The organism is Streptomyces yatensis (assembly GCF_018069625.1).
In the GTDB taxonomy this organism is placed as follows: domain Bacteria; phylum Actinomycetota; class Actinomycetes; order Streptomycetales; family Streptomycetaceae; genus Streptomyces; species Streptomyces yatensis.
This window is the reverse complement of the sequence record NZ_CP072941.1, coordinates 8892661-8916210: the sequence shown is the minus strand read 5'-3', so window position 1 is coordinate 8916210 and position 23550 is coordinate 8892661. Positions and strand designations below refer to the sequence as shown.

The window sequence follows — 23550 nt, the reverse complement described above, 5'->3', positions numbered from 1 at the left end:
CGCCGGCTGAGGCCACCACGGTGACGGGCGCACCTCCTCAGGTGCCCGACGGCTCCGCGATCGCCGTTCGTGGAACGGTGCACCGTGACCGTTCCACGAACGCGCTCGTCTAGGCCGCCCGCCCGGCGGTCACCTGCGACGCGGAGCCCGACGCGGCGGGTGCGGCGATGCGCAGGGACTCCACCAGGTCGCGGTAGAGGGCGTCCGACTCCAGAAGTTCCTCGTGGCGGCCCTGGGTGCGCACGCGGCCGGCCTCCATGACGACGATCGTGTCCGCGTCGACGACGGTCGACAGGCGGTGGGCGATCGTCACCACGGCGCCGGTGACCGCACGCGAGCGGATGCAGTCGTGCACGGCCGCCTCGGTCGGACCGTCCAGCTGGGCGGTGGCCTCGTCCAGGAGCAGCACATCGGGGGTGGCGAGCAGGGCACGGGCCAGGGCGATGCGCTGGCGCTCGCCGCCGGAGACGTCGGCCGAGGACAGGGGTGTGTCCAGGCCGTCGTCGAGTGCGTCGACCTTGTCGGCGAGCCGGACGTCCCGCAGCGCTTGCCGGAGTTGATCCGTGGTGGCGTCGGGTCGGGCGAGCAGGAGGTTGTCGCGGATCGTTCCGGGGACCAGCGGGGTGTCCTGTTCGACGTAGGCGAGGCGGGAACGGACGTCGGCGTGGGTGAGACCGCGGTACGGACGGCCGTCCAGGAGCAGCTCGCCGTGTGTCGGTTCGAGGAAGCGCAGCACGAGGGAGAGCAGGGTCGTCTTGCCCGCGCCCGACGGGCCGACGATCGCGGTGTGGCCGCGCCGGGGGATCGTGAGGTCGATGTCCCGCACGGTGGGCGCCCGATCCGGGCCGTAGGCCGCGGTGACCTTGCTGAGGCGCAGAACGGGAGTCTCGTCCGGGCTCGCGACGGTGCGTGTGCCGTCGGCGGTGGAGGTGCCGTCGGCGGTGGGGGCGGTGGCCTCGGTGGACAGGGCGTCGGCCTGCCGGATGCGTTCGGCCGCGGCGATGCCGGCTTGCAACTTGGTGACGTTCTCGCTGACTTCGGTGACGGGCTCCATCAGCGCGAACGCGTACAGCAGGAAGGCGATCAGGCCCGAGACCTCGAGCCGGCCCTCGCCGACGCGCCAGGCCCCCACACCGAGGATCGCGATGATGGCCAGGTGGATGCCGGACCACGCCGTCGTCCAGGCCAGCGCCTCGCGGCGGACCGCCCGGGTGCCGTACCGCGCCGCCGCACGCGCGTCGGTCATGATCCGCCCTTCCATGCGGTCCTCGGCGCGGTTGACCTTCACGGTGCGTATCGCCCGCAGCGTGCCCTCCAGGAGGCCGCCGAGCCGCCCCACGTGTTCCTGGGCCTGCTGCTGCGCCTGCGCGATCCCGGGCATCAGGAACGCGAAGACCGCACCCGTGAGCACCACGGCGACCAGGGTGGTGGCGAGCAGCACCGGGTCGAGGCAGCCCATCAGGACGAGGCTGCCCACGAGCATGACCATCCCGTTGATCAGGCCGATCAGCGATTCCGAGGCGGCCTCGCGCAGCAGCACCGTGTCGGAGGTGACGCGGGTGACGAGCTCGCCGGCCGGGCGCGAGGTGACGGCGGGCACGGTGGCCCGCAGGAAACGGCGTACCAGCGACTGCCTGGCCTCGAGGACCACGCGCTCGCCCAGCGTGCCGAGCAGCGTCCACTGCCGGAACGACACCGCGCCGCCGACCACCAGCAGGACGAGGAGCGTCGTCACCGGGCCCACCAGCGACGTCGAGCTGCCCAGCGCGTCGAGGATCTGCTTGGTGACCATGGGGGTGGCGAGGCCGAGACCGGATACGACCAGGGCCAGGCACAGACCGTGGATCAGCGTGGGCCGATGGGGACGGGCGAACGACCACAGGATGCGCAGCCGCGGTGCGGCATTTCGGACGCGGGGCAGGGACGGGGTGGAGGTGGACATACCCATAATGGAACATCGCCGTTCCAAAAAGGTCAACTGAGTTTCGATTCGGCATGCGGTGCACCGGCGAGGCACTACCGTGGGCGCATGGGGTCCGACCGCACTGCCGCGCACGGCACAACCACGCACGAGAGCACCACCCGCGCCCGCACCCGGCGCGCGATCCTGGACGCCGCCGTCGCCCGGCTCTCCGCCGACCACGCGGCCTCCCTGGCCGACGTGGCGGAGGCGGCCGGGGTGGGGCGCACCACCGTCCACCGGTACTTCCCCGAGCGGTCCGACCTGCTCGCGGCCATCGGTACGGACGTACGCGAGCGGATCGAGACGGCGACCGACCGCGCACGGCTCGACGACGGCACGGCCCCAGAAGCCCTGGACCGCCTGTGCCTGGAGTACTTCGAACTCGGTGACCGTCTGATGCTGCTGGACGACGTGCCCCAGTTCTGGGCGTGGTCGGGCCTGGAGGACGAAAAGGACGCTCCGTCCGACCGTGCCGTGCTCGCCCTCGTCCGGCGCGGCCAGGAGGACGGCACGCTCGACCCCGACGTCGACGCCACCTGGCTGCAGAACGTCCTGTGGGCCCTGCTCTACGCGGCCTGGGAGCAGACCCGGGAACACGGCACCCCCAAGCACACCGCGATCTCCCTGTGCCTGCGCACGCTCAGGAAGGCCACCACCGCCTGAGCCCCGGCCGCTCCGGGCCTGGCGCGGTGAGTGCCCGTTCCCTCCGGTCGGCGGGGGTGCGACCGCCGGTCGGTGGATGCCGGTCGGACGGCCGGGGCGGGAAGTGTGGGCCGCACAGAGCCCTCACGACCAGGAAGCCGATGCGTCATGGAACACAAGCTCCGCCTGCTGAGCCGGCGTGCCGTCCTCGCCGGTGGCACGGCAGCGGTCGCGACCGGAAGCCTCGCGGCGTGCGCGAAGGAGAAAGGGGGCGGCGGCAACCGGAGCAACGGTGGGCGGTTCCGACAGCGGCGGCGCGGCCGGCGGGGGCCCTACCCGTTCCTCTGCCCTCCCGCGGCCGGAAGCGTTCCCGCGGACATCCCGGTCCGCCGACCCCTACGCACTGGGTTCCTACTCCTGCCTGGCGCCAAGCCCTCTCGGGGCCTCCTCCCGGAGGATGCTGACCGCGCCGGTGGACCGGCTCCATTTCGCGGGAGCACGCGGCCGAGTGGGCGGGCGCGTCTTGACCGAGCGCCGGGGCCTCCAGCCACTTGGCGGAGGGGTTGACCACTCGTCCATGGACGCACGTCTGACCTGCGTGTTCGCAGACCGGCCAGGGCAGAGGAGGAGCGCTTGGTCCCGGCCCTGTCCCCTGCTGGCCAGGCGATGATGCCCCCGGTCGGGGGCATTCACCGCGGGGAGGCGGATGGTGGGCGCGGCGCCGCGTCAGTCACGGTGAAGGGCAGGCGCAGCACAGCATCGGCGAGATGCACCCCACGCATACGGCACTGCGGGCGACCGATCGCCCCTCACCTTCTCAGCGGCGCACCCGTGGCATCCCCAGGCCGATCCAGGAGATGATCTCCCGCTGGATCTCGTTGTTGCCGCCGCCGAAGGTGAAGACGACGCTGCTGCGGTAGCCGCGCTCCAGCTCTCCGTGGAGGACCTCGCCCGCCGAGCCCTCCTTGAGGGGACCCGCGGCGCCGACGATCTCCATCAGCCAGGCGTAGGCGTCGCGGCGCGCCTCGGAGCCGTACACCTTGACGGCGGAGGCGTCCTGTGGGGTCAGGGTGTCGCGCTGGAGGGCGTCCACCATCTGCCAGTTGAGCACCTTCATGGCGTCCAGCCGGGCGTGGGTACGGGCCAGCCGGCCGCGCACCCAGGCCAGGTCGATCACCCGGCGGCCGTCGGGGAGCTTGGTGTCGGCGGCCCACTGGCGGACGCCGCGCAGGGCGCGGATGGCCATGGTGCCGTGGGCGGCGAGGGTGACCCGCTCGTAGTTGAGCTGGGTGGTGATCATGCGCCAGCCCTCGTTCTCGGGGCCGACCCGGCGGGTGGCGGGGACGCGGATGTTCTCGTAGTAGCTGGCGGTGGTGTCGTGGGAGGCGAGGGTCTTGATGAGGGTGGCGGAGTAGCCGGGGTCGGCGGTCGGGACCAGCAGGATGCTGATGCCCTTGTGGGGTTTGGCGTCGGGGTCGGTGCGGACCGCGAGCCAGACCCAGTCGGCGGTGTCGCCGTTGGTCGTCCAGGTCTTCTGGCCATTCACGATGTAGTCGTCGCCGTCGCGCACCGCGCGGGTCTTGAGGGAGGCGAGGTCGGTACCGGCGTCGGGCTCGCTGTAGCCGATGGCGAAGTCGATCTCGCCGGAGAGGACCTTGGGCAGGAAGTACGCCTTCTGCTCCTCGGTGCCGAACCGCATGATCGTGGGCCCGACCGTATTGAGCGCCATCAGCGGCAGCGGCACACCGGCCTGGGCCGCCTCGTCGAAGAAGATGAACTGCTCGACCGGGCCGAGCCCGCGCCCGCCGTACTCCTGGGGCCAGCCGACCCCCAGCCAGCCGTCGGTGCCGAGCCGGCGGATGGTCTCGCGGTAGAACCGCTTCTGCCCGGTGGAGTCGGCGTAGCGGGCGTAGGCGTCGTCGGGGACCAGTTGGGCGAAGTACGCGCGCAGCTCATCGCGCAACCGCCGCTGATCAGGGGTGTATTCGAGGTCCACGGCCCCTCCTGGAGTCTCGCGTGCGCCGTGACGGCGGTCTGGGAGCGTCCTGGGATCGAGGGGCACGGTAGAACGTGTTCCAACAATACGGAAGGGCCGTGGACCGGGCCCGTCGACCCGGTCCACGGCCCGGGCCTCAGCCCTCCACCCGGGGCGGGCTGTCGTCGGTGCCGCGCCGCAGGACCTGTACCGGCTGGCCCGGACGCCAGGTGCGCAGCACCATTTCCCCGTTCTCCAGGGCGGTGTGCACCACCTCGGTCAGCTCGGCGCGGTAGAGGTGGAAGGGTTCGGGCGGCCGGACCTCCTCGGCGAAGCGGGCGACCGTCTCGGGGTCGGTGACCTCGACCGCCCGTCCGCTCACCCGCACATCGCCCTCGGTCAGCCCCTCGCCGGGGCCGGGATTGGCCTGCACCGAGAACCGCGGATCGCGGCGCAGGTCGAGCGCCTTGCGCGAGTCGGGCATCATGCCCAGCCACAACTCACCGGAGGAGAAAGTGACTTCGAGCGGTGTCACCCGCGGGGAGCCGTCCTGGCGCAGGGTGGCCAGCACATGGTGGCGGTAGCGGCCGAAGCGGTCCTGGGCCCAGTCGGCGAAGGCGGGCTCGGCCGCCGCGAATCCGGCCCAGCTGGTGGTCGGGTAGGTCATCGTCATGGCGCCCATGCTCGGGCCGTTTCCGGACGTCTCCTGTCGGGATTTCCCGGCTTCCGACTCCCGCGCCTGATCCGGCGGCAGATACGCGTTCCACTCGGTGCCCGGCAGCGGATAGGCGACCCAGGTCCGGGCGTAGGACGGCGGCCGGGCCTGGCCGCGCCGCAGCAGCAGCGCGGTGGGTTCACGGGCGGCGCGGCGCAGCAGCGTGGGCAGGGTGGTGGACCGGTTGTTGCCGCTGGTCTGCGCGGAGGAGCAGCCCGCGTGGTACGCGACGGGCAGGGCGCGGTCGCCGGTCACCAGACAGGGCGGCCGCAGCCCCAGCCGCTGCAGCCCCTGCGCGGCGGCGCGATAGCGCCCGGTGGTGTGGTCCGACTGCTTGGCGGTGTGGTGGAGAATGACGAACTGGCTGGCCAGATGGAGGGTGATGACCACCCCGAGGGCGACCGCCAGGTGCTGCGGCGAGCGCGCGGCCCGCACCGCGCGGAACACAAGACCGGCGATCGGCAGCGCCAGCAGCGCGTAGGAGGGCATCAGGAAGCGCGGTGCGGAGTAGCCGATGAGCAGCAGATACGGCAGGGCGAGGGTGGCCGCGCAGACGATGGGCAGCACGGTCAGCGGTACGGCGGGGAGCCGGGCGGCGGGTCTGCCCAACCCCACCCGCACCCGGCGCAGCTCCTGGCGGTCGCGCAGTGCGGCGTGGACGCACAGGAGGGTCAGCACGGGCAGTGCCAGCCACCATACGGTCAGCTCCGGGTGGCGCAGCGGCACCTCGCAGGGGCGGCACAGCTGAGGTCCGTTGAGGCTGCGCAGCGCGGCCCCCACGCTGAAGTGGAGGCCCATGCCGCCCTCGACGTCGCTGGAGATGTTCAGCCGCTCGCCGATGCCGCCGAAGCGGTCGTACGCCTCGCCGATCCACTGGGCGGCGCCGAGCAGCGGTCCGCCGATCAGCGCGGGCAGGGCCGGCCGCCAGGTGCGCACCCCGATCGCGCCGATCAGCAGCGGCAGGGTGAGCCATCCCCCGTCGGGGGTGCGCACCAGGGTGACGCCCGCGAGGACGGCGGCCAGCCACCAGCGGGCGTTGGTCTCGTGCGACGCGCGGAGGAACCAGCCGACGGCGGCGACGGCGCCGATCGCCACCCAGAGGTTGGGCATCACCGCGGGCCCGCTGATCTGGGTGATCCACAGTCCGGAGAAGAGCAGCGCGGCCAGGGCGACCTGGGCCGGGGGCAGCAGCCGGGCCCAGACCCGGAAGGCGCCGTAGAGCGCGCCCGCGGAGAGCAGCATGAGCAGGATCCGCAGTGCCGGGATGGAGTCGGTCGCCGCCACGAGGGGCGCGACCAGGAGACTGACGCCGCGCGAGCGGGGTGCGCTGAAGTACGCGGGCGGGGTGCGCGGATCGACCTGGGAGACGTACACGGACTCGTCCCAGCCCAGCGCGTGGCCGGTGTGCGGGATGACCATGGCGAGCTGGACCAGGGCGTACCCGATGGCCACCAGCCCGAGCCAGGGGGCCGGGCGACGGTACCGCCGCGGCTGGCGTGGCTGGGGGCGCGGGGGCAGGACGGCGGCCGCCGGTGCGGCAGTATTCTCCATGCGCGCACCATATGATATCTATGTACCTTTTTCGTCCTATTAGGCCATCCGGCTCAGTGTCCAAGGGGTGCCATGGACGCGACGGATCCGTAGGCTGTTGCAGCGGTGCACAGCCCCCATCCGGCGGAGGACGGACACACCCATGAAGATGCTCATCAACGTCCCCGAGACGGTGGTCGCCGACGCGCTGCGCGGAATGGCCGCCTGCCACCCCGAACTGATCGTCGACGTCGAGAACCGGGTGATCGTCCGGCGGGACGCGCCGGTCGAGGACAAGGTGGGACTGGTCTCCGGCGGCGGATCGGGACATGAGCCGCTGCACGGCGGTTTCGTGGGACCCGGCATGCTCGACGCCGCCTGCCCCGGCGAGGTGTTCACCTCCCCCGTGCCGGACCAGATGGTGCGCGCCGCGGCGGCGGTGGACAGCGGCAAGGGCGTGCTGTTCATCATCAAGAACTACACGGGCGATGTGCTCAACTTCGACATGGCCGCCGAGCTCGCCGAGGACGAGGGCATCCAGGTCGCGAAGGTCCTGGTCAACGACGATGTGGCGGTGACCGACAGCCTCTACACGGCGGGCCGGCGCGGCACCGGGGCCACTCTGTTCGTGGAGAAGATCGCGGGTGCGGCGGCCGCCGAGGGCGCGCCGCTGGAGCGGGTGGAGTCGATCGCCCGGCGGGTGAACGAGCTCTCGCGCAGCTTCGGCGTCGCGCTCAGCCCCTGTTCCACCCCGTCCAAGGGCGGCCCCACCTTCGAACTGCCCGCCGGGGAGCTGGAGTTGGGCGTGGGCATCCACGGCGAGCCGGGGCGTGAGCGGCGGGCGATGATGACCTCCCACGAGATCGCCGACTACGCGGTGCAGGTGGTGGTCGAGGACCTGCGCCCGGAGAACCCGGTGCTGCTCCTGGTCAACGGCATGGGCGCGACCCCGCAGCTGGAGCTGTACGGCTTCGCCGCCGAGGTGCACCGGGCACTCGGCGAGCGGCAGGTGGCGGTGGCGCGTACGCTCGTCGGCAACTACGTCACGTCACTCGACATGGCGGGCGCCTCGATCACACTGTGCCAGGTCGACGAGGACCTCCTGCGGCTGTGGGACGCGCCCGTGCGGACCGCCGGGCTGCGCTGGGGTGCCTGAGGCCGGCCGGCCCCCGATACGTACGCTGTCGCCGTTGGCTACGACCGAGGAGGCGCCTGTGTCCAGCAGTGAACCCGCCGTCGATGACACGCTCGACACCCCTTTCTTCCTCCGCTGGCTCACCGCCGCGGCCACGTCCGTGAGCCGTGAGGCGGCCCGCCTCACCGATCTGGACTCCGCGATCGGCGACGCCGACCACGGCACCAATATGCAGCGCGGCTTCGCCGCCGTGACCGAGGCGCTGGAGAAGGAGCCGCCCGGCTCGCCCGGGGCCACGCTCATCCTGGCCGGGCGCCAGCTGATCTCCAAGGTGGGCGGGGCCTCCGGACCGCTGTACGGAACGCTGCTGCGGCGGGCCGGAAAGGCGCTCGGCGACGCCGAGCAGATCACCCCGCAGCAGCTGGCGGACGCGCTGCGGGCCGGGGTGGACGCGGTGGCGCAGCTCGGCGGCGCCGCGCCCGGCGACAAGACGATGCTGGACGCGCTGCTTCCCGCCGTCGAGGCGCTGGGCGGGGCCACCGGGTCGTTCGCCGCCGCGGGCGAGGCCGCCGAGAAGGGCGCGCTGGCCACCGTGCCCATGCTGGCGCGCAAGGGCAGGGCCAGCTATCTGGGTGAGCGCAGCGTCGGCCATCAGGACCCGGGCGCCACCTCGTCGGCGCTGCTCATCGCGGCACTGGCGGAGGCGGCACGATGACCGACGAGGGTGAGAAGAAGCTGGTCGGCATAGTGCTGGTGTCGCACAGCGCGGCGGTGGCGGACTCGGTGGCCGAGATGGCGAAGGGGCTGTCCGGCGGTGGCGCGGCACCGGTCCGCGCCGCGGGCGGCACCGAGGACGGCGGGTTCGGCACCAGTCCGGAGCTCATAGCGGAGGCGGCCCAGGCGGTCGACCGGGGCGCCGGAGTGGCCGTCCTGGTGGACCTGGGCAGCGCGGTCCTGGCCGTCAAGGCGCTGCTGGCCGAGGGCGATGAACTGCCGGAGGGCACCCGATTGGTGGACGCGCCGCTCGTGGAGGGGGCGGTCGCGGCCCTCGTCACCGCCTCCACCGGGGCGGATGTGGACGGGGTGCTCCAGGCGGCCTCGGAGGCGTACGACTACCGCAAGGTCTGACACCGCACCGCTATTGAACGGGGCTCCGCCGACGAAGGCGGGGCCCCGTTCAGCCTTCAACGACTCCCCCGTCGCAATATTGCGGGCCGTTTATTGCACTGATGCTCGCCGCGTACGGGGCGAGTCGCCCGTTTCGGACCGCCTCGCGCACGGCGAGACCTCACCGGCCCCCGGCCGTCAAGTGATAGGCGCGATACCAGAACGGGCTTCCGAATCCGTCGATCTTGCGTCTAGACTGCTGATGTCCGAGTGGGGGGACCGGCGGCACTCAGGGGGAATAAATGGGCGTAATTGAGTGTGCCCGCGCGCACCTGGCATCCATCGAACCGATGATGCCGACGCGGGTGTCCCACCGGCCAGGGCCCCATTGCGGGCCGGCTCGGATTCCACGTGCGGAAATGACCCGACCGCGCCGATCTCATGGTTCCTTGAGCGTCTGATCTTCGCGCCCGTCGCGGCGCGTTCGACACATCGACCATGAGGCAGCGGTCGCACCCCCGCTTCTGCCTTCATGGTGCCGCACACAGCGCGGACGGCAATCCATATTTTCCGGAGAAGCAAGGGTTTCCGCGTGCCTGTTTTCTTCTCCTTAATCAACGGATATCGACATTTTCGACGTGGAGGAGTCAGTCGCATGACCACACCCACGCTCAGCCCCGGCCGCTTGGACGCGGATACCGTCCGCGAGTCGGTGGACGTCGTACTCGAAGACTTTCTGACGGCCAAGGCCCGTACCACTCCGCAACACCATCTGCCGTATCTCTCCGGACTGCTCAAGGATTTCCTGTCCGGCGGAAAACGCATACGGCCCCTGTTGTGTGTCACCGGATGGCAGGCCGTCGGCGGCGGTGAGGACACCGACGCGGTGTTCCGGGTGGCCGCCTGCCTGGAGATGTTCCACGCCTTCGCGCTGATCCACGACGACGTCATGGACGACAGCGACACCCGCCGCGGCCGGCCGACCATCCATCGCACCCTGGCCGCGCTGTGCGCCACCGACCGCAGGCCGGAGCAGATCGAGCGGTTCGGGGTCAGCGGGGCGGTGCTGCTCGGCGACCTCGCGCTCACCTGGTCGGACGAGCTGCTGCACTCGGCCGGCCTCACCGCCGCCCAGTTCGACGCCGTACTGCCGCTGCTGTCGGAGATGCGCACCGAGGTGATGCTGGGCCAGTACCTCGATCTGCAGGCCACCGGGGAGCTGACGGACGACGTCGAGGCCACCCTCACGGTCAACCGGTACAAGACCGCCAAGTACACCATCGAGCGTCCGCTGCACGTCGGAGGCGCCATCGCGGGCGCCGGCCCGGAGGCCATGGAGGCGTTCACCGCCTACGCCCTGCCGCTCGGCGAGGCGTTCCAGCTCCGCGACGACCTGCTGGGCGTGTACGGCGATCCGGAGTCCACCGGCAAGTCCCAGCTGGACGATCTGCGGGCCGGGAAGAACACCACCCTGATAGCGCTCGCCCTGCGCGGCTCCGACAGCGCCCAGGCGGCGCGGTTGCGCAGCCTCATCGGCAATCCGCGGCTGGACGAGCGGGACGCCGTGACCATCCAGGAGATCTTCGCCGCCACCACCGCCCGGGAGGCCGTCGAGCAGATGATCGACGACCGCCGGACACAGGCCCTGCGGGCCCTCGACGACGCCCCATTCACCGCGGACGCGGTCAACGCGCTGAAGCTGATCGCCCGCATGGCCACTGTGAGGAACTCATGACGACAGGACTTTCCACGGCCGGGGCCCAGGACATCAGCCGGAGCAGCGTCCGCCCGTACCTGGAGGAGTGCACCGGCCGCTTCCAGGAGATGTTCGACCGCCATGTCGTCACCCGGCCCACCAAGGTCGAATTGACCGACGCCGAACTGCGCGAGGTCATAGCCGACTGCAACGCGGCGGTGGCCCCCCTCGGCAAATCGGTTTCCGATGAGCGCTGGATCTCCTATATGGGGGTGGTGCTGTGGTCCCAGAGTCCCCGCCATATCAAGGACATGGAAGCGTTCAAGGCCGTCTGCGTCCTGAACTGCGTGACATTCGTGTGGGACGACATGGATCCCGCACTGCATGACTTCGATCTCTTCCTGCCGCGGCTGCGCGCGATCTGCGAGAAGTACTACGGCCCCGAGGACGCACAGGTCGCGTACGAGGCCGCCCGCGCCTTCGTCACCAGCGACCATATGTTCCGCAACTCGCCCATCAAGGCGGCGCTGTGCACCACGTCCCCGGAGCAGTATTTCCGTTTCCGGGTCACGGACATCGGTGTCGACTTCTGGATGAAGATGTCGTACCCGATCTACCGGCATCCGGAGTTCACCGAACACGCCAGGACAAGCCTGGCCGCGCGGATGACCACCCGCGGACTCACCATCGTCAACGACTTCTACTCCTATGATCGCGAGGTCTCGCTGGGCCAGATCACCAACTGTTTCCGGCTCTGCGATGTGAGCGACGAGACCACGTTCAAGGAGTTCTTCCAGGCCCGGCTCGATGACATGATCGAGGACATCGAGTGCATCAAGGTGTTCGACCGGCTGACACAGGACGTCTTCCTCGATCTGATCTACGGCAACTTCGTCTGGACCATCAGCAACAAGCGCTACAAGACGGCCGTCAACGACGTCAACTCCCGCATTCAGTAAGGGAACGGGGAACCGTGACTCCCGCGAAGAGCTCCGCACAGCCGGAGCGCCCCTGGACCACCGGCACGGCGCCCGGCTCGATGCCGCTGCTGGGACACACCGTGGCGCTCTGGCGCCGTCCGCTGCAGTTCCTGGCGTCCCTGCCCGCCCACGGCGATCTGGTGGAGGTCAGGCTGGGGCCCAGCCGCGCCTATCTGGCCTGCCATCCCGAGCTGGTCCGCCAAGTGCTGCTCAATCCCCGTGTGTTCGACAAGGGCGGGGTCTTCGAGAAGGCGCGGCAGCTGCTCGGCAACAGCCTCTCGGTCTCCCGGGGCGAGGACCACCGCACCCAGCGGCGGATGATCCAGCCCGCGTTCCACACTCCGAAGATCGCCGACTACACCGCCGCGGTCGCCGATGACACCCGCGCCGCGATCGGCTCCTGGGAGCCGGGGCGGACGCTGGACATCGGCGACACCATGCACGCCCTGCTGATGCGGGTCGCCGCGCGGACGCTGTTCTCCACCGGGATCGACGAGGCGACGATCGACGAGGCGCGCCACTGTCTGCGCATCGTCTCGCACGGCATCTACAAGCGCACCATGGCGCCTTTGGGCATCATGGAGAAGCTCCCCACCCCGGGCAACCGCCGCTATGACCGGGCCAATGCCCGGCTGCGGAGCATCGTGGACGAGCTGATCCGCGACCGCCGCCGCTCCGGCGCCGACCACGGCGATCTGCTCTCCATGCTGCTGCGCGCCGAACACCCCGAGACCGGCGAGCGGCTGGACGACGGCGAGGTCCTGGACCAGGTGGTCACCTTCCTGGTCGCCGGGAGCGAGACCACCGCCTCGACGCTCGCCTTCGTCTTCCATCTCCTGGGCGCCCACCCCGAGGTGGAGAAGCGAGTGCACGCCGAGATCGACGAGGTCCTCGAGGGCCGCATCCCCACCTTCGAGGACCTGCCGTCCCTGGAGTACACCCGCGGGGTCATCACCGAGTCGCTGCGGCTGTATCCGCCGTCCTGGATGGCGATGCGGGTCACGGCGGCCGAGACCGACCTCGGCGGGCGGACCATCCCGGCGGGCACGATGATCCTCTACAGCGCCCAGGCGCTGCACCACAACCCCGACCTGTTCCCCGGACCCGAGCGGTTCGACCCCGAGCGCTGGCTCCCCGACCGGGCCAAGGACGTGCCGCGCGGGGCGCTGCTCCCGTTCGGCGCGGGCAGCCACAAGTGCATCGGGGACGTCCTGGCGCTGACCGAGACCGCCCTGATCGTGGCGACGATCGCGAGTCGGTGGCGTCTTCGCCCGGTGCCCGGGACGACGTTGCGCCCCGAGCCGAAGGCGACGCTCGAACCCGGCCCGCTGCCCATGGTGTGCGAGCCACGCTGACGACGTCCGGTCCGGGGTCCGCCCCGGACCGGACGCCCCGTACCTTCCGTACTCTCCACCTCGCGAGCGAAGGACATCTTCCGCATGAGGACCGCGCAGCATCCGGCGACGCGCCACTGGCGGCACGCCCTCGCCCCCGGCCGGCTTCCGCTGGCCGGCCATGCCCTGCTGATGGGCCGCAAGCCACTTCAGTTCCTGGCCTCCCTGCCCGCCTACGGCGATCTGGTCGAGCTCCGGCTGGGGCCCCGGCCGGTCTTTCTGCCCTGTCATCCGGAACTGGTCCAGCAGGTGCTGGTGAACGCGCGGATCTACGACACCGGCGGGCCGGTCAAGGAGAAGGCGAAGCCCATCCTGGGCAACGGCCTGATCACCTCCGACTGGGCGGACCACCGACGGCAGCGCCGGCTGGTGCAGCCCGCCTTCCAGGCCGCCCGGATCGCCACGTACGCCGAGGTGATGGAGGAGGAGTGCGAGGCCGAGTCGACGGCGTGGACGGCGGGCCGTCCCCTCGACGTGAGCCATGAGATGCTCGCGCTCACCGCGCGGGTGACGGCCCGTGCGCTCTTCTCGACCGATATGGCGCCGCATGCCGTGGCCGAGATCCAGCACTGTCTGCCCATCGTCGTGGAGGGCGCCTACCGGCAGGCGATCGACCCCACCGGGCTCATGGCCAGGCTCCCGCTCGCGGCGAACCGGCGCTTCGACGACGCGCTCACCCGGCTCAACCAGCTCATCGACCGCATGATCGACGACTACAAGCGGGCGGACGACGGCGACCGCGGCGATGTGCTGTCCGCGCTCTTCGCCGCGCAGGACGACGAGACCGGCGGCACGATGTCGGACCAGGAGATCCACGACCAGGTCATGACCCTGCTGCTGGCCGGGATCGAGACCACCGCCTCCGCGCTGACCTGGGCCTGGTTCCTGCTCGGCCGCAATCCCCGGGCCGAGGCCGCGCTGCACGCCGAGGTCGACGAGGTGCTGGGCGGGCGGGCCCCGCGCTACGCCGACGTCCCCCGGCTCGCCCACACCCAGCGGGTGTTCAGCGAGGCGCTGCGGCTCTTCCCGCCCGCGTGGCTGGTCACCCGGACCACCACCGAGGCCACCGAGCTCGGCGGACGGCGGCTGCCCCCGGCGTCGGACGTGCTGATCAGCCCGTATGTGCTGCACCGCGATCCGGCCCTCTTCCCCGACCCGGAATCCTTCGACCCCGACCGCTGGCTTCCCGAGCGGGCCAAGGACGTGGCGCGCGGCGCGTATCTGCCGTTCGGCGGTGGCAGCCGGAAGTGCATCGGCGACGTCTTCGGCATGACGGAGGCGACGCTCGCCCTGGCCGCGATCGCGGGCCGCTGGCGGATGCGCCCGATTCCGCGGACGAAGATCCGGCCGAGGCCGCAGATGAGCCTCACGGCCGGTCCGCTGCGCATGATTCCGGAACCACGCTGAACGCACTGGCGCTCGGCGGACCGGGGCGGTCCGTCGAGCGTCCCCTGCTGAGGCGGGCCGTCGATCACGCCCTCCCGCAGCGGCCGATCGCGGCTTCCCCCGAAACCGGAATCGGGGATCGTTCCCCGTTCCTTCAATGATCTGAACACCTAACCGGAGAGATTCCCCCGGTTAGTGTTAGGGTTGCGGGCCATGGGCAGCCGTGTGGAGAAAGAGACACCGTTGCGCCGAGACGCACGGCGCAACCGCGAGATGCTGATAGCTGCCGCCCGGGAGATCTACACGGATCAGGGTGTGGACGCCCCGCTCGACGACATCGCCCGTCGGGCCGGAGTCGGCAGCGCCACTCTCTACCGGCGGTTCGCCGGCCGGGCGGAACTCATCGAGGCGGTATTCGGCGATTCCCTGCGGGACATCCTGCGGGCCGCCGAGGAGGCCCGCTCGGCGCCGGACGCCTGGATCGGCCTGACGGCCTATCTGGAGCGCATATTCGGGCTGCTCGCCGCCGACCGGGGCACCAACGACCTGATGACCACCGGCATCCAGGGCGTCCCCTCGCTCGACGCGCTCCGTAAGGAGAACCACAAGACGCTCGACGTCCTTCTGCGCCGTGCGCAGGAGCAGGGCGCGGCCCGTAAGGACGCCACCGCGGAGGACCTGCTGTTCCTGCTGGCCGCGCTCGGCCGCGCGGTCCCCGGCTCGACCGTCGCCGCACCGCTGGCCTGGCGCCGCTATCTGGCCCTGCTGCTCGACGGACTGCGCCCCGAGGGGTCCCACCCGCTCCCGGCCCCCTCGCTCACCGGGGACCAGCTCGGCGCCGCCATGCTCCAGCTCGGCAAGGTGCGGCGGCCGCGGATGGGACGGGCCGACTAGCCGCGGATGGGACGGGCCGACTAGGGGGCATTCGGGGCGGGACGCGCCGACCCGGGGCGTCCTGGGCGGGGCGGATCACCACAGCGGCCGGGTGAAGTGTGTCGCCCGCCTACATATCCGAGCCGAAGTGCGCATTTCTACGGTGTGGCAACACAAAATCGTCCCCGCACCCCGCTCGGAAGTGGTGACCCATGACCACCCCGGATTCTCCGGCCTCCGCTCCCCCGACCCCGCCCGGTTCGCTGCGCCGTATCGTCGCCGCGAGCCTGATCGGCACCACCATCGAGTGGTACGACTTCTTCCTCTACGGCTCGGCGGCCGCGCTCGTCTTCAACAAGCTCTTCTTCCCGGACTCGGATCCGCTCGTCGGCACGCTGCTGTCGTTCCTGACCTACGCGGTCGGCTTCGCCGCCCGCCCGGTCGGCGCCCTGGTCTTCGGCCATTACGGCGACCGGCTCGGCCGTAAGAAGCTGCTGATCCTGAGTCTGCTGATGATGGGCGGCGCGACCTGCGCCATCGGGCTGCTGCCCACCCACGCCACGGTCGGTTCGGCCGCGCCCGTACTGCTCACCGCGCTGCGTCTGATCCAGGGCTTCGCGCTCGGCGGCGAATGGGGCGGGGCGGTGCTGCTGGTGTCGGAGCACGGGGACGCGCGACGGCGCGGATTCTGGGCGTCCTGGCCGCAGACCGGCGCCCCGGCCGGGCAGTTGCTGGCCACGGGGGTGCTCTCCGCGCTCACCGCCCTGCTCTCCGACAGCGCCTTCGAGTCGTGGGGGTGGCGGGTGCCGTTCCTGCTCTCGGGGGTGCTGGTCCTGGTCGGCCTGTGGATTCGTCTCTCTGTCGATGAATCGCCGGTCTTCAAGGCGGCACAGGCCCGAGCCGAGGCCCGTAAGGCGGCCGCGGGCGAGGCGACCACCGAGAAGATGCCGCTGGTGGCGGTCCTGCGCCACCACTGGCGCGATGTGCTGATCGCCATGGGCGCACGGATGGCGGAGAACATCAGCTACTACGTCATCACCGCCTTCGTCCTGGTCTACGCGACCTCCGACCATGTGGGCCTCGGCAAGCAGACCGCGCTCAACGCCGTACTGATCGCCTCGGCCGTGCACTTCGCGGTCATCCCGGCATGGGGCGCGCTGTCGGACCGGATCGGGCGCCGCCCGGTGTATCTGCTGGGCGCGGTGGGCGTGGGCGCGTGGGCCTTCCCGTTCTTCCTCCTCATCGACACCAAGGGCTTCCCGGCCCTCTTGCTCGCCGTGACGGTCGGGCTGGTCTTCCACGGGGCCATGTACGCGCCCCAGGCGGCCTTCTTCTCCGAGATGTTCGCGACCCGGATGCGGTACTCGGGGGCGTCGATCGGCGCGCAGTTCGCGTCCGTCGCGGCCGGTGCGCCCGCCCCGCTGATCGCCACCGCGCTCCTGGCCGACTACGGCAGCGCCACCCCGATCGCCCTCTATGTGATCGCGGCGGCCCTGCTCACCCTGGTGGCCGTGGGCGTCGCCAAGGAGACCCGGGACCGCGATCTGGCCGCCGTCGAACCGACCTCGGCCCCGTCCCCGCGGCCGGCACCGGACGCGGCGGAGCGCACGGCCCGTTCGGCCTCGGCTCAGTAGCCCACGGCCGAGGCCAGGCGGTGCAGCCGCAGGGCGAGCTGGATCTCCAGGGAGCGGGCGGGCGACTGCCAGTCGGGGCCGAGCAGCCGCCCGACCCGCTCCAGCCGCTGCGCCACCGTGTTGACGTGCACGTGGAGGGCGTCCTTCGTACGGGCCGGGCTCATGCCGCCGGCGAAGTACGCGTCGAGGGTGCGGATCAGCTCGGTGCCGCGCCGCTCGTCGTAGTCGATGACCGCGCCCACGGTGCGGGTCACGAAGTCCTGGACGCCGGTGCCGTCCGGGGCGCCCTCGCGGGTACCGGCCAGCAGCAGCCCGAGAAAGCCGAAGTCCTCGGCGGCGGCGCCCTGTCCGGCCCGGCCCAGCACCCGCAGGGCGGCCAGACAGCGCCGCGCCTCGGCATAGCCCGCGGCGACCTCCCCGGGCCGTGCGGCGGGCGCGGGGACGGGTGCGGAGGCGCCGACGGTGACCGCGGCGTGTACGGCGGTGCCCAACTGCCGGGCGGTGCGGCGGGCGAGGGCGTCGGCGGTGTCGCCGTCGGCCAGCGGCAGCAGCAGCACGGTGCCGCCGTCGCGGGTGGCGGCCAGACCGTGCCGGGTGACCGCCAGATGGGACGCGGCGGACCACAGCCGCCGACGGCCCTCGGCGTCCTCGGCGGGCGCGCCACCGGGCCCACCGCCGGGTGCGCCGCCTGATCTGCTTCCCGGTGTCGCACCCGGTCCGCTTCCGGGTGTGCCGCCGGGGCCGCTTCCGTGTGCGGCGGCGGAACCGGTGGCGGGGGCGCCGCTGTCCAGGGCCTCGATGCCCGCGGCGAGCACCACATGGGGCGTGTCCAGGTCCGCCCGCAGGCGCGCGGCGCGCTCGCGCAGCAGCCGGGGCTCGCGGTCGGGGGTGTCGAGGAGGTCGTCCAGGAGCTCACCGCGCACCCGCTGTTCGGCCTCGCCCGCCGAGCGGCGGGCGAGCTGCAGCAGCGAGGTGACCATCGCGGCGCGCTCCAGGGTGCGCTGGTCCATGGGGTCGAGCCGGGGGTGGCCGCGCAGCACGAGCGCGCCGAGCAGTTCGCCACCCGCCGAGACGGCGGCGACCCAGTCCTCCTCGCCGTCGCGCACCGCGTGGCCGTCGGCCCGGGACCGGTCGACGGCCGCCGCGGGCGCCTCGCCGACCTCGAGGAACTCCACGGAACCGCTGAGCACCTCGGCCACGGCATCGGCCACGTCGTGCACCCCGCCACCGCGCAGCACCAGCTCGGTGAGCCGGTCGTGGACCTCGGAGGCGCGCTCGATGACCCGGCTGCGGTCCCGGATGATCTCGTTGGCGGCCTCCAGCTCGGCGAGCGCCGCACGGGTCTCGGCGAGCAGATGGGCGGTGTCGATGGCCACGGCGGCATGGGCGGCGAACGAACCGAGCAGGGCCGTCTGCTCGCGTTCGAACACCCGGGCCCGGCGGTCGGCCGCGAACAGCACGCCGATGACACCGCTGCCGAGCAGCAGCGGCACCCCGAGGATGGCCACGAGCCCCTCGTCCCTGACGCCCGCGTCGATGGTGTGGGTGTGCTGGAACCGCGGATCGTGGAAGTAGCTCTCGGTGACATAGGGGCGGGCGGTCTGGGCCACCAGGCCGCCGAGCCCCTCCCCCATGCCGAGCCGCAGCTGCTGGAAGCGGGCCGAGACCGAACCGTCGGTGACCCTCATATAGGTGTCACCGGCCGTCGGATCGTTCAGCGTCAGATAGGCGACCTCGGTGCCCAGCAGGGAGCGGGCGCGCTGCACGATGGCCTGGAGCACCGCGTCCAGATCGCGCAGCCCCGCCAGGTCGTGGGCGGTCTCGTAGAGGGCGGACAGTTCGGCCTCGCGGCGCCGTCGCCCCTCCAGCTCGCCGCGCACCCGCAGGGCGAGCAGCTTGGCGCTCTCCAGGGCCGCCAGCCGGTCGGCCGGGGCCTTGTCGGCGCGGGCGCGCAGCACCGGGCGCTCGTACGCCTCGGCGGGCGCGCCGCGTACGAGCAGTTCCAGGTAGGGGGCCTCCGGCCGGTCGTCGGGCATGGTCACAGGCATACTCCCGCCGGGCCCGACGACGCCAGCCGTAAGGCGGCCCGGTACCCCTTCTATGGAGCGGCCGGGCAATACGCGGCCTGGTGGCTGAGCCAATGGACCACCGTCCGTCGATGGCTGAGCCAATTTGTCCGCCAGTGGCTGAGCCAATCGGCCACTGTCCGCCAATGGCTGAGCCAATTGGTTTTCGTGGCCCGGTGGCTGAGCCAATCGGCCCTCGTCGCCCGGTGACCGATCCGATGGGCCGCTCAGTGGGCGCTCCATCCGCCGTCCATACTCAGCGAGGCACCGGTGACGAAGGACGTGTGCGGACCGCAGAGATACGCGACGGCCTCGGCGACCTCATCGGGTTCGACCAGCCGCTTGACCGCCGTATCGGCCAGCATCACCTCGGCGACGACCCGCTCCGGCGAGATCCCGTGGGCCTCGGCCTGGTCGGCGATCTGCCGCTCCACGAGCGGGGTGCGCACATAGCCGGGGTTGACGCAGTTGGAGGTCACCCCGTGCGCCGCGCCCTCCAGGGCGGCGACCTTGGAGAGCCCCTCCAGACCGTGTTTGGCGGCCACATAGGCCGACTTGTACGGGGAGGCGCGCAGCCCGTGCACCGAGGAGACGTTGACGATCCGGCCCCAGCCCTGTGCGTACATATGCGGCAGCGCGCCGCGCACCAGCCGGAACGGGGCCTCGAGCATCACGGTGAGCACCCGGGAGAAGACCTCGGGCGGAAAGTCCTCGATGGGCCGGACGAGTTGCAGCCCGGCGTTGTTGACCAGGATGTCGATGCCGGCGGCGACCCGTTCGGCGGCGTCGAGGTCGGTGAGGTCGAGGGGGTGGGCCTCGACCGGGCCGGGCAGTCCGGAGGCCGCGGCGACCAGGTCGGTGAGGCCCTCGGCGTCCAGATCGACGGCCCGCACCCGCGCCCCGGCGGTGGCCAGCCGCAGCGTACAGGCCCGGCCGATGCCCCCGGCGGCGCCCGTGACAAGTGCGGTACGGCCGGACAGATCGAGGCCGTCGGACGGCCGGGGGCCCGGGCCTGGTGTGGTGGACGCGCTCATGAGGGGCACATTAGGCAGCCCTGGGGCCCGGTCCGATGTGGGGGCGGCACATACTTCACTCCGCGACGGTGGGCTCGAACCATGTCGGGCCGTCCTCGAGCGCCTGCTTGATACGGGACAGGGAGAAGTCCTCCATCTCGGGCAGCGCGTCGAGCGGGAACCAGCCGACGTCCAGCGACTCGTCGTCGTTCACCCGCGCCTCGCCGCCGACCGCGCGGCAGCGGAAGCAGACGTCCACGAACTGGCACCGGTCGTCGTTGGGGTAGGTCACCGGCGCCAGGGTCCGTACGAGCACGATGCGTTCGGGGACACAGCGCACCGCCGTCTCCTCCGCCACCTCGCGGACCACCGCCGTGGCCGGCTGCTCACCGGGTTCGGGGATGCCGCAGATGATCGTCCAGCGGCCGTTGTCGGCCCGGCGGCCCAGCAGCACCCGCCCCTGGTCGTCGAAGACCACGGCGCTCACGCCCGGCAGGTACAGCAGTTGGTGACCGATGGAGGCCCTGAGGTCACGGATGAAGTCGGGGGTCGGCATGGGCCGAGCGTATCGGGCGGAAAAGGGGGCGCGCACGGCGGCCGAACGGCGCCCTCCGCGGCGGGTGTTTCACGACCGACTCATCGTTTCTGCGCACCATATACACATTCCTTATGACAAGCGCTACGGTTTCGGGTGTCATGGCTCGCACCACGGCCGTAAGGCGTGTCGGTGCGGTGCCCGTCACGACGGGGGGTCGACGGGATGACGTCATCAGTGGTGGAGCCTGTCGTGCAGGACCACGGCAGACCGGCCGACGGATGTGCCGGCGCATCCGATATCGCGGGGGTTCTGATCCTGGCCGGCTGCGCCGTCTGGGCCCTGATCGCGGCCATGGGGCGGCCGGCCCGCCCCGAGGGGGTGCTGCTGGCGGTGCTGGCGGTGGCCGCCGGTTACGCCTGCGGCCGGATGGCCGGCTCGCTGCTGCCGGTGGCCTCGACGGCGGCCGCCGGGCTCGCGGGGTTCGGCCTGGCCTGCGCCTCGCCGTATGGGCTCACCGGCCATGAGGGAGCGGGCCCGGGACAGCTCACCCTGGCCACGGGCGCGGTCTGCTGTGCGGCCTGGGCCGCCCCGCGGGCGCTTCGCCCGGCGCTGTGGCTGCTGGCCACGGCGATCACGCTGACAGCCGCGATGGCCGGCTCGACGGCGGGCGCGGTCGCGAGCGGGGCCGTCCTGGTGTGCTCGCTCACCGCCGCCCGGCGCCGGCACCGGCTGCCGGCGCTCGCCGTATGTGTGCTGATCGCGGCGGTCGCGGTCGGCGGCACCTGGGCGGTGTCCAAGGACGCGGTCCCGGGCGGTCTCCCGCCCGCCCTGCGCGCCCATCTCACCGAGCACCGGATCCGGCTGTGGCAGGACGCGGTCCGTATCGAGGAGACGGACCCGCTGCGCGGTGCGGGCCCGGACCGCTTCGGTGAGCTGAGCCCCGCGGCGGCCCAGCCGCAGGGCACAGAGGCCAAGCCCCATTCGGCGCCGCTGCAGCAGGCGGCCGGTCAGGGGCTGCCGGGGGTGATCCTGCTGGGCGCCGCCTTCGGCTGGATGCTCCACGCCCTGTGGCGCTCCCCGCGCCCGACTCCGGTGGTCCTTACGGCGGCCGCGGCGCTCACGGCACTGGCCGTCGTGTCCTGTCTGGGCAACGCCCTGAGCTTCTCCCAGATCACCGCGGGAGCGGGTCTCCTCGCCGGACTGGCGACCGCCCGCCTGAACGACGACCCGGGGGCGGTGCCATGAGACCCGGCACGGCGGGAGAGCACGCGCTCTCGAACGCGTCCGACGACAGTGCATGCGGGCCGCCGATGGCCGCGACGGACAGCGCCTCCCCCGAAAGACATCCCCGTCCCCCGCAAGAGGGGAACGGGGACCGGCTAGACCTGGGAGGTGCGCGCCGCGATCAGCCGCAGCCGGTCGCGGATGACCCGGACCGCCGCCTCCGCGTCGTCCACCGTGACCGTGAAGACGCGCCCGTCCCCGAGGCGGACCACCACGCCCTCGCCCCGGCGCACCACCACCGCCGTGCCCTTGTCGGGGCGCCAGCGGTAGCCCCAGCCGCCCCACTGGCAGGGGGTGACCTTGCGGGCCACATCGGCGTGGACCACATCGCTGAGCGGGATACGGCGGCGGGGGAGCCCCATATGGCCGCAGCGGATCTCCAGCACTTCGTCGTCGACCCGTACCGCCACATGGACGAAGGCGAGGGTGCCGAAGAGCATCAGCAGCCCGGCGGCGACACAGCCGATGACGGACATCAGCAGCGGAGCGAGGCCGGAACCCCATGGTGAGTCGACGGCGAGGTCGACACCGAGCGCCAGGCACGCGGCGCCCGCCACGGCCAGCACCCACTGCACCCGGTTGTGGGCTCGTCCGGTCCAGACCGCGGGCGGCTGCCCGTGGGCGCTCGGCGTTCCGTGGTCGTGGTGCCTCATGGTTGGCAGCGTACTCAGATTCCGCCCACACGGCAGCGGGGAGAGTGATTCCGCTGGTGAAGAGCGTTTCGGTCAGCGCACCGCAAGAGGCGCCGCTGTCAACCCCGCGCCGGGGCCACGGGTGCCAGCAGCGCTCCCTCGGCGTAGGTCAGGGCGACCTCCGGCAAGGCGGCCTCGCGCCCGCCGAGGATGACGGTCAGCCCCCCGGGGGCGGCCGCGCCGTCCGGCGGGAAGGGGTCGGCGCCGATCCGGCGCAGGGCCTGGGCGGCGACGGCCCCGGCCGAGCCGTGGAGGGCGATCGGCGGCGCGTCCGGCTGCTGCACGGCGGCCCGGATGCGGTCGGCGACCAGTTCGTAATGGGTGCAGCCCAGGACGACGGTCGTTACCTCGCGCGGGGTGCGGGCCGCCGCGGCGGCCACCGCGGCGTCGATCCCCTCGGTGTCGGCGTGCTGCACCGCGTCCGCGAGCCCCGGGCACGGCACCTCGGTCACCTCGACGCCGTCCGCGAAGTCGCGGATCAGTCCGCGCTGGTACGGGCTGCCGGTGGTGGCCGGGGTGGCCCAGATCGCGATCGGACCTCCCCCGGCCGCCGCGGGCTTGATGGCGGGCACGGTCCCGACGACCGGCAGAACGGGCTCCAGCTCGGCGCGCAGCGCGGGCAGGGCGTGGACGGAGGCGGTGTTGCAGGCGACGATCAGCGCGTCGGGGCGGTGCGCGGCGGCGGCCCGGGCGCAGCCCAGGGCGAGCTCGGTGACGTCCTCGGGCGTGCGCGGACCCCACGGCATGGTGGCGGGGTCGGAGGAGAGAAGGAGATCGGCGTCCGGCCGCAGTCGGCGCATCGCGGCGGCGGTGGGCAAGAGCCCGATTCCGGAGTCCATAAGCGCGATCTTCACCCGGTCACTTTAATGGATCGGTCCGGTGCGCCCGACGGCCGGGCACACCTTCGGGCAGACTTCGGCGGGTGAG

General features: G+C 72.0%; 19 protein-coding genes. 11 read left to right on the top strand and 8 right to left on the bottom strand.

Going from position 1 to position 23550, the window contains the following annotated elements; all coding sequences use genetic code 11:
• Positions 1-109: 109 nt before the first annotated feature.
• Positions 110-1942, bottom strand: a complete 1833-nt coding sequence (locus J8403_RS37425) for an ABC transporter ATP-binding protein (protein ID WP_246586176.1) — start codon at positions 1940-1942, stop codon at positions 110-112.
• An 87-nt stretch (positions 1943-2029) separates the two neighbouring features.
• On the opposite strand from J8403_RS37425, the gene J8403_RS37420 reads away from it, so the two are divergent.
• The gene (locus tag J8403_RS37420; protein WP_211127052.1) at positions 2030-2626 is read left to right on the top strand and encodes a TetR/AcrR family transcriptional regulator; all 597 of its coding nucleotides are present in this window, start codon (positions 2030-2032) and stop codon (positions 2624-2626) included.
• A gap of 796 nt (positions 2627-3422) precedes the next feature.
• Here the strand turns inward: J8403_RS37420 and J8403_RS37415 are convergent.
• Together J8403_RS37415 and J8403_RS37410 are read right to left on the bottom strand one after the other, a co-directional pair.
• Positions 3423-4601 carry an acyl-CoA dehydrogenase family protein gene (locus J8403_RS37415; RefSeq protein ID WP_059145487.1) on the bottom strand — a complete coding sequence of 393 codons (1179 nt, stop codon included), beginning with the start codon at positions 4599-4601 and terminating at the stop codon, positions 3423-3425.
• A 136-nt stretch (positions 4602-4737) separates the two neighbouring features.
• Positions 4738-6846: a pyridoxamine 5'-phosphate oxidase family protein gene (locus tag J8403_RS37410; protein WP_211127051.1), complete on the bottom strand. Its 2109-nt coding sequence runs from the start codon at positions 6844-6846 to the stop codon at positions 4738-4740.
• 142 nt (positions 6847-6988) lie between these two features.
• Here J8403_RS37410 and dhaK point away from each other — a divergent pair, with 142 nt between their 5' ends.
• From dhaK to J8403_RS37365, 9 genes are all read left to right on the top strand, one after another.
• A complete protein-coding gene (dhaK, locus tag J8403_RS37405; RefSeq protein ID WP_211127050.1) occupies positions 6989-7981 on the top strand; it encodes a dihydroxyacetone kinase subunit DhaK in 993 nt (330 codons plus the stop codon).
• A gap of 58 nt (positions 7982-8039) precedes the next feature.
• The gene (dhaL, locus tag J8403_RS37400) at positions 8040-8675 is read left to right on the top strand and encodes a dihydroxyacetone kinase subunit DhaL (RefSeq protein ID WP_211127049.1); all 636 of its coding nucleotides are present in this window, start codon (positions 8040-8042) and stop codon (positions 8673-8675) included.
• Positions 8672-9088 (top strand): dihydroxyacetone kinase phosphoryl donor subunit DhaM, encoded by a 417-nt coding sequence (gene dhaM / locus J8403_RS37395; RefSeq protein WP_211127048.1) that lies wholly within the window; start codon positions 8672-8674, stop codon positions 9086-9088. Before dhaL ends, dhaM begins: the two co-directional genes overlap by 4 nt.
• A 634-nt stretch (positions 9089-9722) precedes the next feature.
• Complete coding sequence (locus J8403_RS37390) at positions 9723-10802, top strand: polyprenyl synthetase family protein (protein WP_211127047.1); 1080 nt, start codon at positions 9723-9725, stop codon at positions 10800-10802.
• A complete protein-coding gene (locus J8403_RS37385; protein ID WP_211127046.1) occupies positions 10799-11722 on the top strand; it encodes a terpene synthase family protein in 924 nt (307 codons plus the stop codon). The genes J8403_RS37390 and J8403_RS37385 overlap by 4 nt, the downstream gene beginning before the upstream one ends.
• A 14-nt stretch (positions 11723-11736) precedes the next feature.
• Positions 11737-13098, top strand: coding sequence for a cytochrome P450 (locus tag J8403_RS37380; RefSeq protein ID WP_211127045.1), 1362 nt, complete (start codon positions 11737-11739; stop codon positions 13096-13098).
• Between the two features lie 84 nt (positions 13099-13182).
• The gene (locus J8403_RS37375; protein WP_211127044.1) at positions 13183-14544 is read left to right on the top strand and encodes a cytochrome P450; all 1362 of its coding nucleotides are present in this window, start codon (positions 13183-13185) and stop codon (positions 14542-14544) included.
• Positions 14545-14736: 192 nt separating this feature from the next.
• Complete coding sequence (locus J8403_RS37370; protein WP_211127043.1) at positions 14737-15417, top strand: TetR/AcrR family transcriptional regulator; 681 nt, start codon at positions 14737-14739, stop codon at positions 15415-15417.
• A gap of 191 nt (positions 15418-15608) precedes the next feature.
• Complete coding sequence (locus J8403_RS37365) at positions 15609-17030, top strand: MFS transporter (protein ID WP_211127042.1); 1422 nt, start codon at positions 15609-15611, stop codon at positions 17028-17030.
• Here J8403_RS37365 and J8403_RS37360 read toward each other — a convergent pair.
• From J8403_RS37360 to J8403_RS37350, 3 genes are all read right to left on the bottom strand, one after another.
• Positions 17024-19078 (bottom strand): helix-turn-helix domain-containing protein, encoded by a 2055-nt coding sequence (locus J8403_RS37360; protein ID WP_211127041.1) that lies wholly within the window; start codon positions 19076-19078, stop codon positions 17024-17026. The genes J8403_RS37365 and J8403_RS37360 overlap by 7 nt on opposite strands.
• Positions 19079-19323: 245 nt before the next feature.
• A complete protein-coding gene (locus J8403_RS37355) occupies positions 19324-20130 on the bottom strand; it encodes a 3-hydroxybutyrate dehydrogenase (protein WP_211127040.1) in 807 nt (268 codons plus the stop codon).
• A gap of 55 nt (positions 20131-20185) precedes the next feature.
• On the bottom strand, positions 20186-20665 hold the full coding sequence (locus J8403_RS37350; RefSeq protein ID WP_211127039.1) for an NUDIX hydrolase: 480 nt from the start codon (positions 20663-20665) through the stop codon (positions 20186-20188).
• Between the two features lie 216 nt (positions 20666-20881).
• Here J8403_RS37350 and J8403_RS37345 point away from each other — a divergent pair, with 216 nt between their 5' ends.
• A complete protein-coding gene (locus J8403_RS37345; RefSeq protein ID WP_343245333.1) occupies positions 20882-21892 on the top strand; it encodes an O-antigen ligase family protein in 1011 nt (336 codons plus the stop codon).
• A gap of 134 nt (positions 21893-22026) precedes the next feature.
• Here J8403_RS37345 and J8403_RS37340 read toward each other — a convergent pair whose 3' ends face one another.
• Both J8403_RS37340 and J8403_RS37335 read right to left on the bottom strand, forming a co-directional pair.
• Entirely contained in the window at positions 22027-22584 is a 558-nt protein-coding gene (locus tag J8403_RS37340; RefSeq protein WP_211127038.1) for a hypothetical protein, read from the bottom strand.
• Between the two features lie 98 nt (positions 22585-22682).
• Positions 22683-23477: a glutamate racemase gene (locus J8403_RS37335; RefSeq protein WP_211127037.1), complete on the bottom strand. Its 795-nt coding sequence runs from the start codon at positions 23475-23477 to the stop codon at positions 22683-22685.
• Positions 23478-23550: the final 73 nt, after the last annotated feature.

Excerpts from the sequence above, each read along its gene's own strand:
- J8403_RS37385 (WP_211127046.1), top strand. The coding sequence starts at position 10,799 with ATGACGACAGGACTTTCCACGGCCGGGGCCCAGGACATCAGCCGGAGC.
- J8403_RS37425 (WP_246586176.1), bottom strand. The coding sequence starts at position 1,942 with ATGTCCACCTCCACCCCGTCCCTGCCCCGCGTCCGAAATGCCGCACCG.
- J8403_RS37375 (WP_211127044.1), top strand. The coding sequence starts at position 13,183 with ATGAGGACCGCGCAGCATCCGGCGACGCGCCACTGGCGGCACGCCCTC.
- J8403_RS37355 (WP_211127040.1), bottom strand. The coding sequence starts at position 20,130 with ATGAGCGCGTCCACCACACCAGGCCCGGGCCCCCGGCCGTCCGACGGC.
- dhaK (WP_211127050.1), top strand. The coding sequence starts at position 6,989 with ATGAAGATGCTCATCAACGTCCCCGAGACGGTGGTCGCCGACGCGCTG.
- J8403_RS37360 (WP_211127041.1), bottom strand. The coding sequence starts at position 19,078 with ATGCCTGTGACCATGCCCGACGACCGGCCGGAGGCCCCCTACCTGGAA.
- J8403_RS37350 (WP_211127039.1), bottom strand. The coding sequence starts at position 20,665 with ATGCCGACCCCCGACTTCATCCGTGACCTCAGGGCCTCCATCGGTCAC.
- J8403_RS37420 (WP_211127052.1), top strand. The coding sequence starts at position 2,030 with ATGGGGTCCGACCGCACTGCCGCGCACGGCACAACCACGCACGAGAGC.
- J8403_RS37390 (WP_211127047.1), top strand. The coding sequence starts at position 9,723 with ATGACCACACCCACGCTCAGCCCCGGCCGCTTGGACGCGGATACCGTC.
- J8403_RS37410 (WP_211127051.1), bottom strand. The coding sequence starts at position 6,846 with ATGGAGAATACTGCCGCACCGGCGGCCGCCGTCCTGCCCCCGCGCCCC.
- J8403_RS37340 (WP_211127038.1), bottom strand. The coding sequence starts at position 22,584 with ATGAGGCACCACGACCACGGAACGCCGAGCGCCCACGGGCAGCCGCCC.
- J8403_RS37365 (WP_211127042.1), top strand. The coding sequence starts at position 15,609 with ATGACCACCCCGGATTCTCCGGCCTCCGCTCCCCCGACCCCGCCCGGT.
- dhaM (WP_211127048.1), top strand. The coding sequence starts at position 8,672 with ATGACCGACGAGGGTGAGAAGAAGCTGGTCGGCATAGTGCTGGTGTCG.
- J8403_RS37370 (WP_211127043.1), top strand. The coding sequence starts at position 14,737 with ATGGGCAGCCGTGTGGAGAAAGAGACACCGTTGCGCCGAGACGCACGG.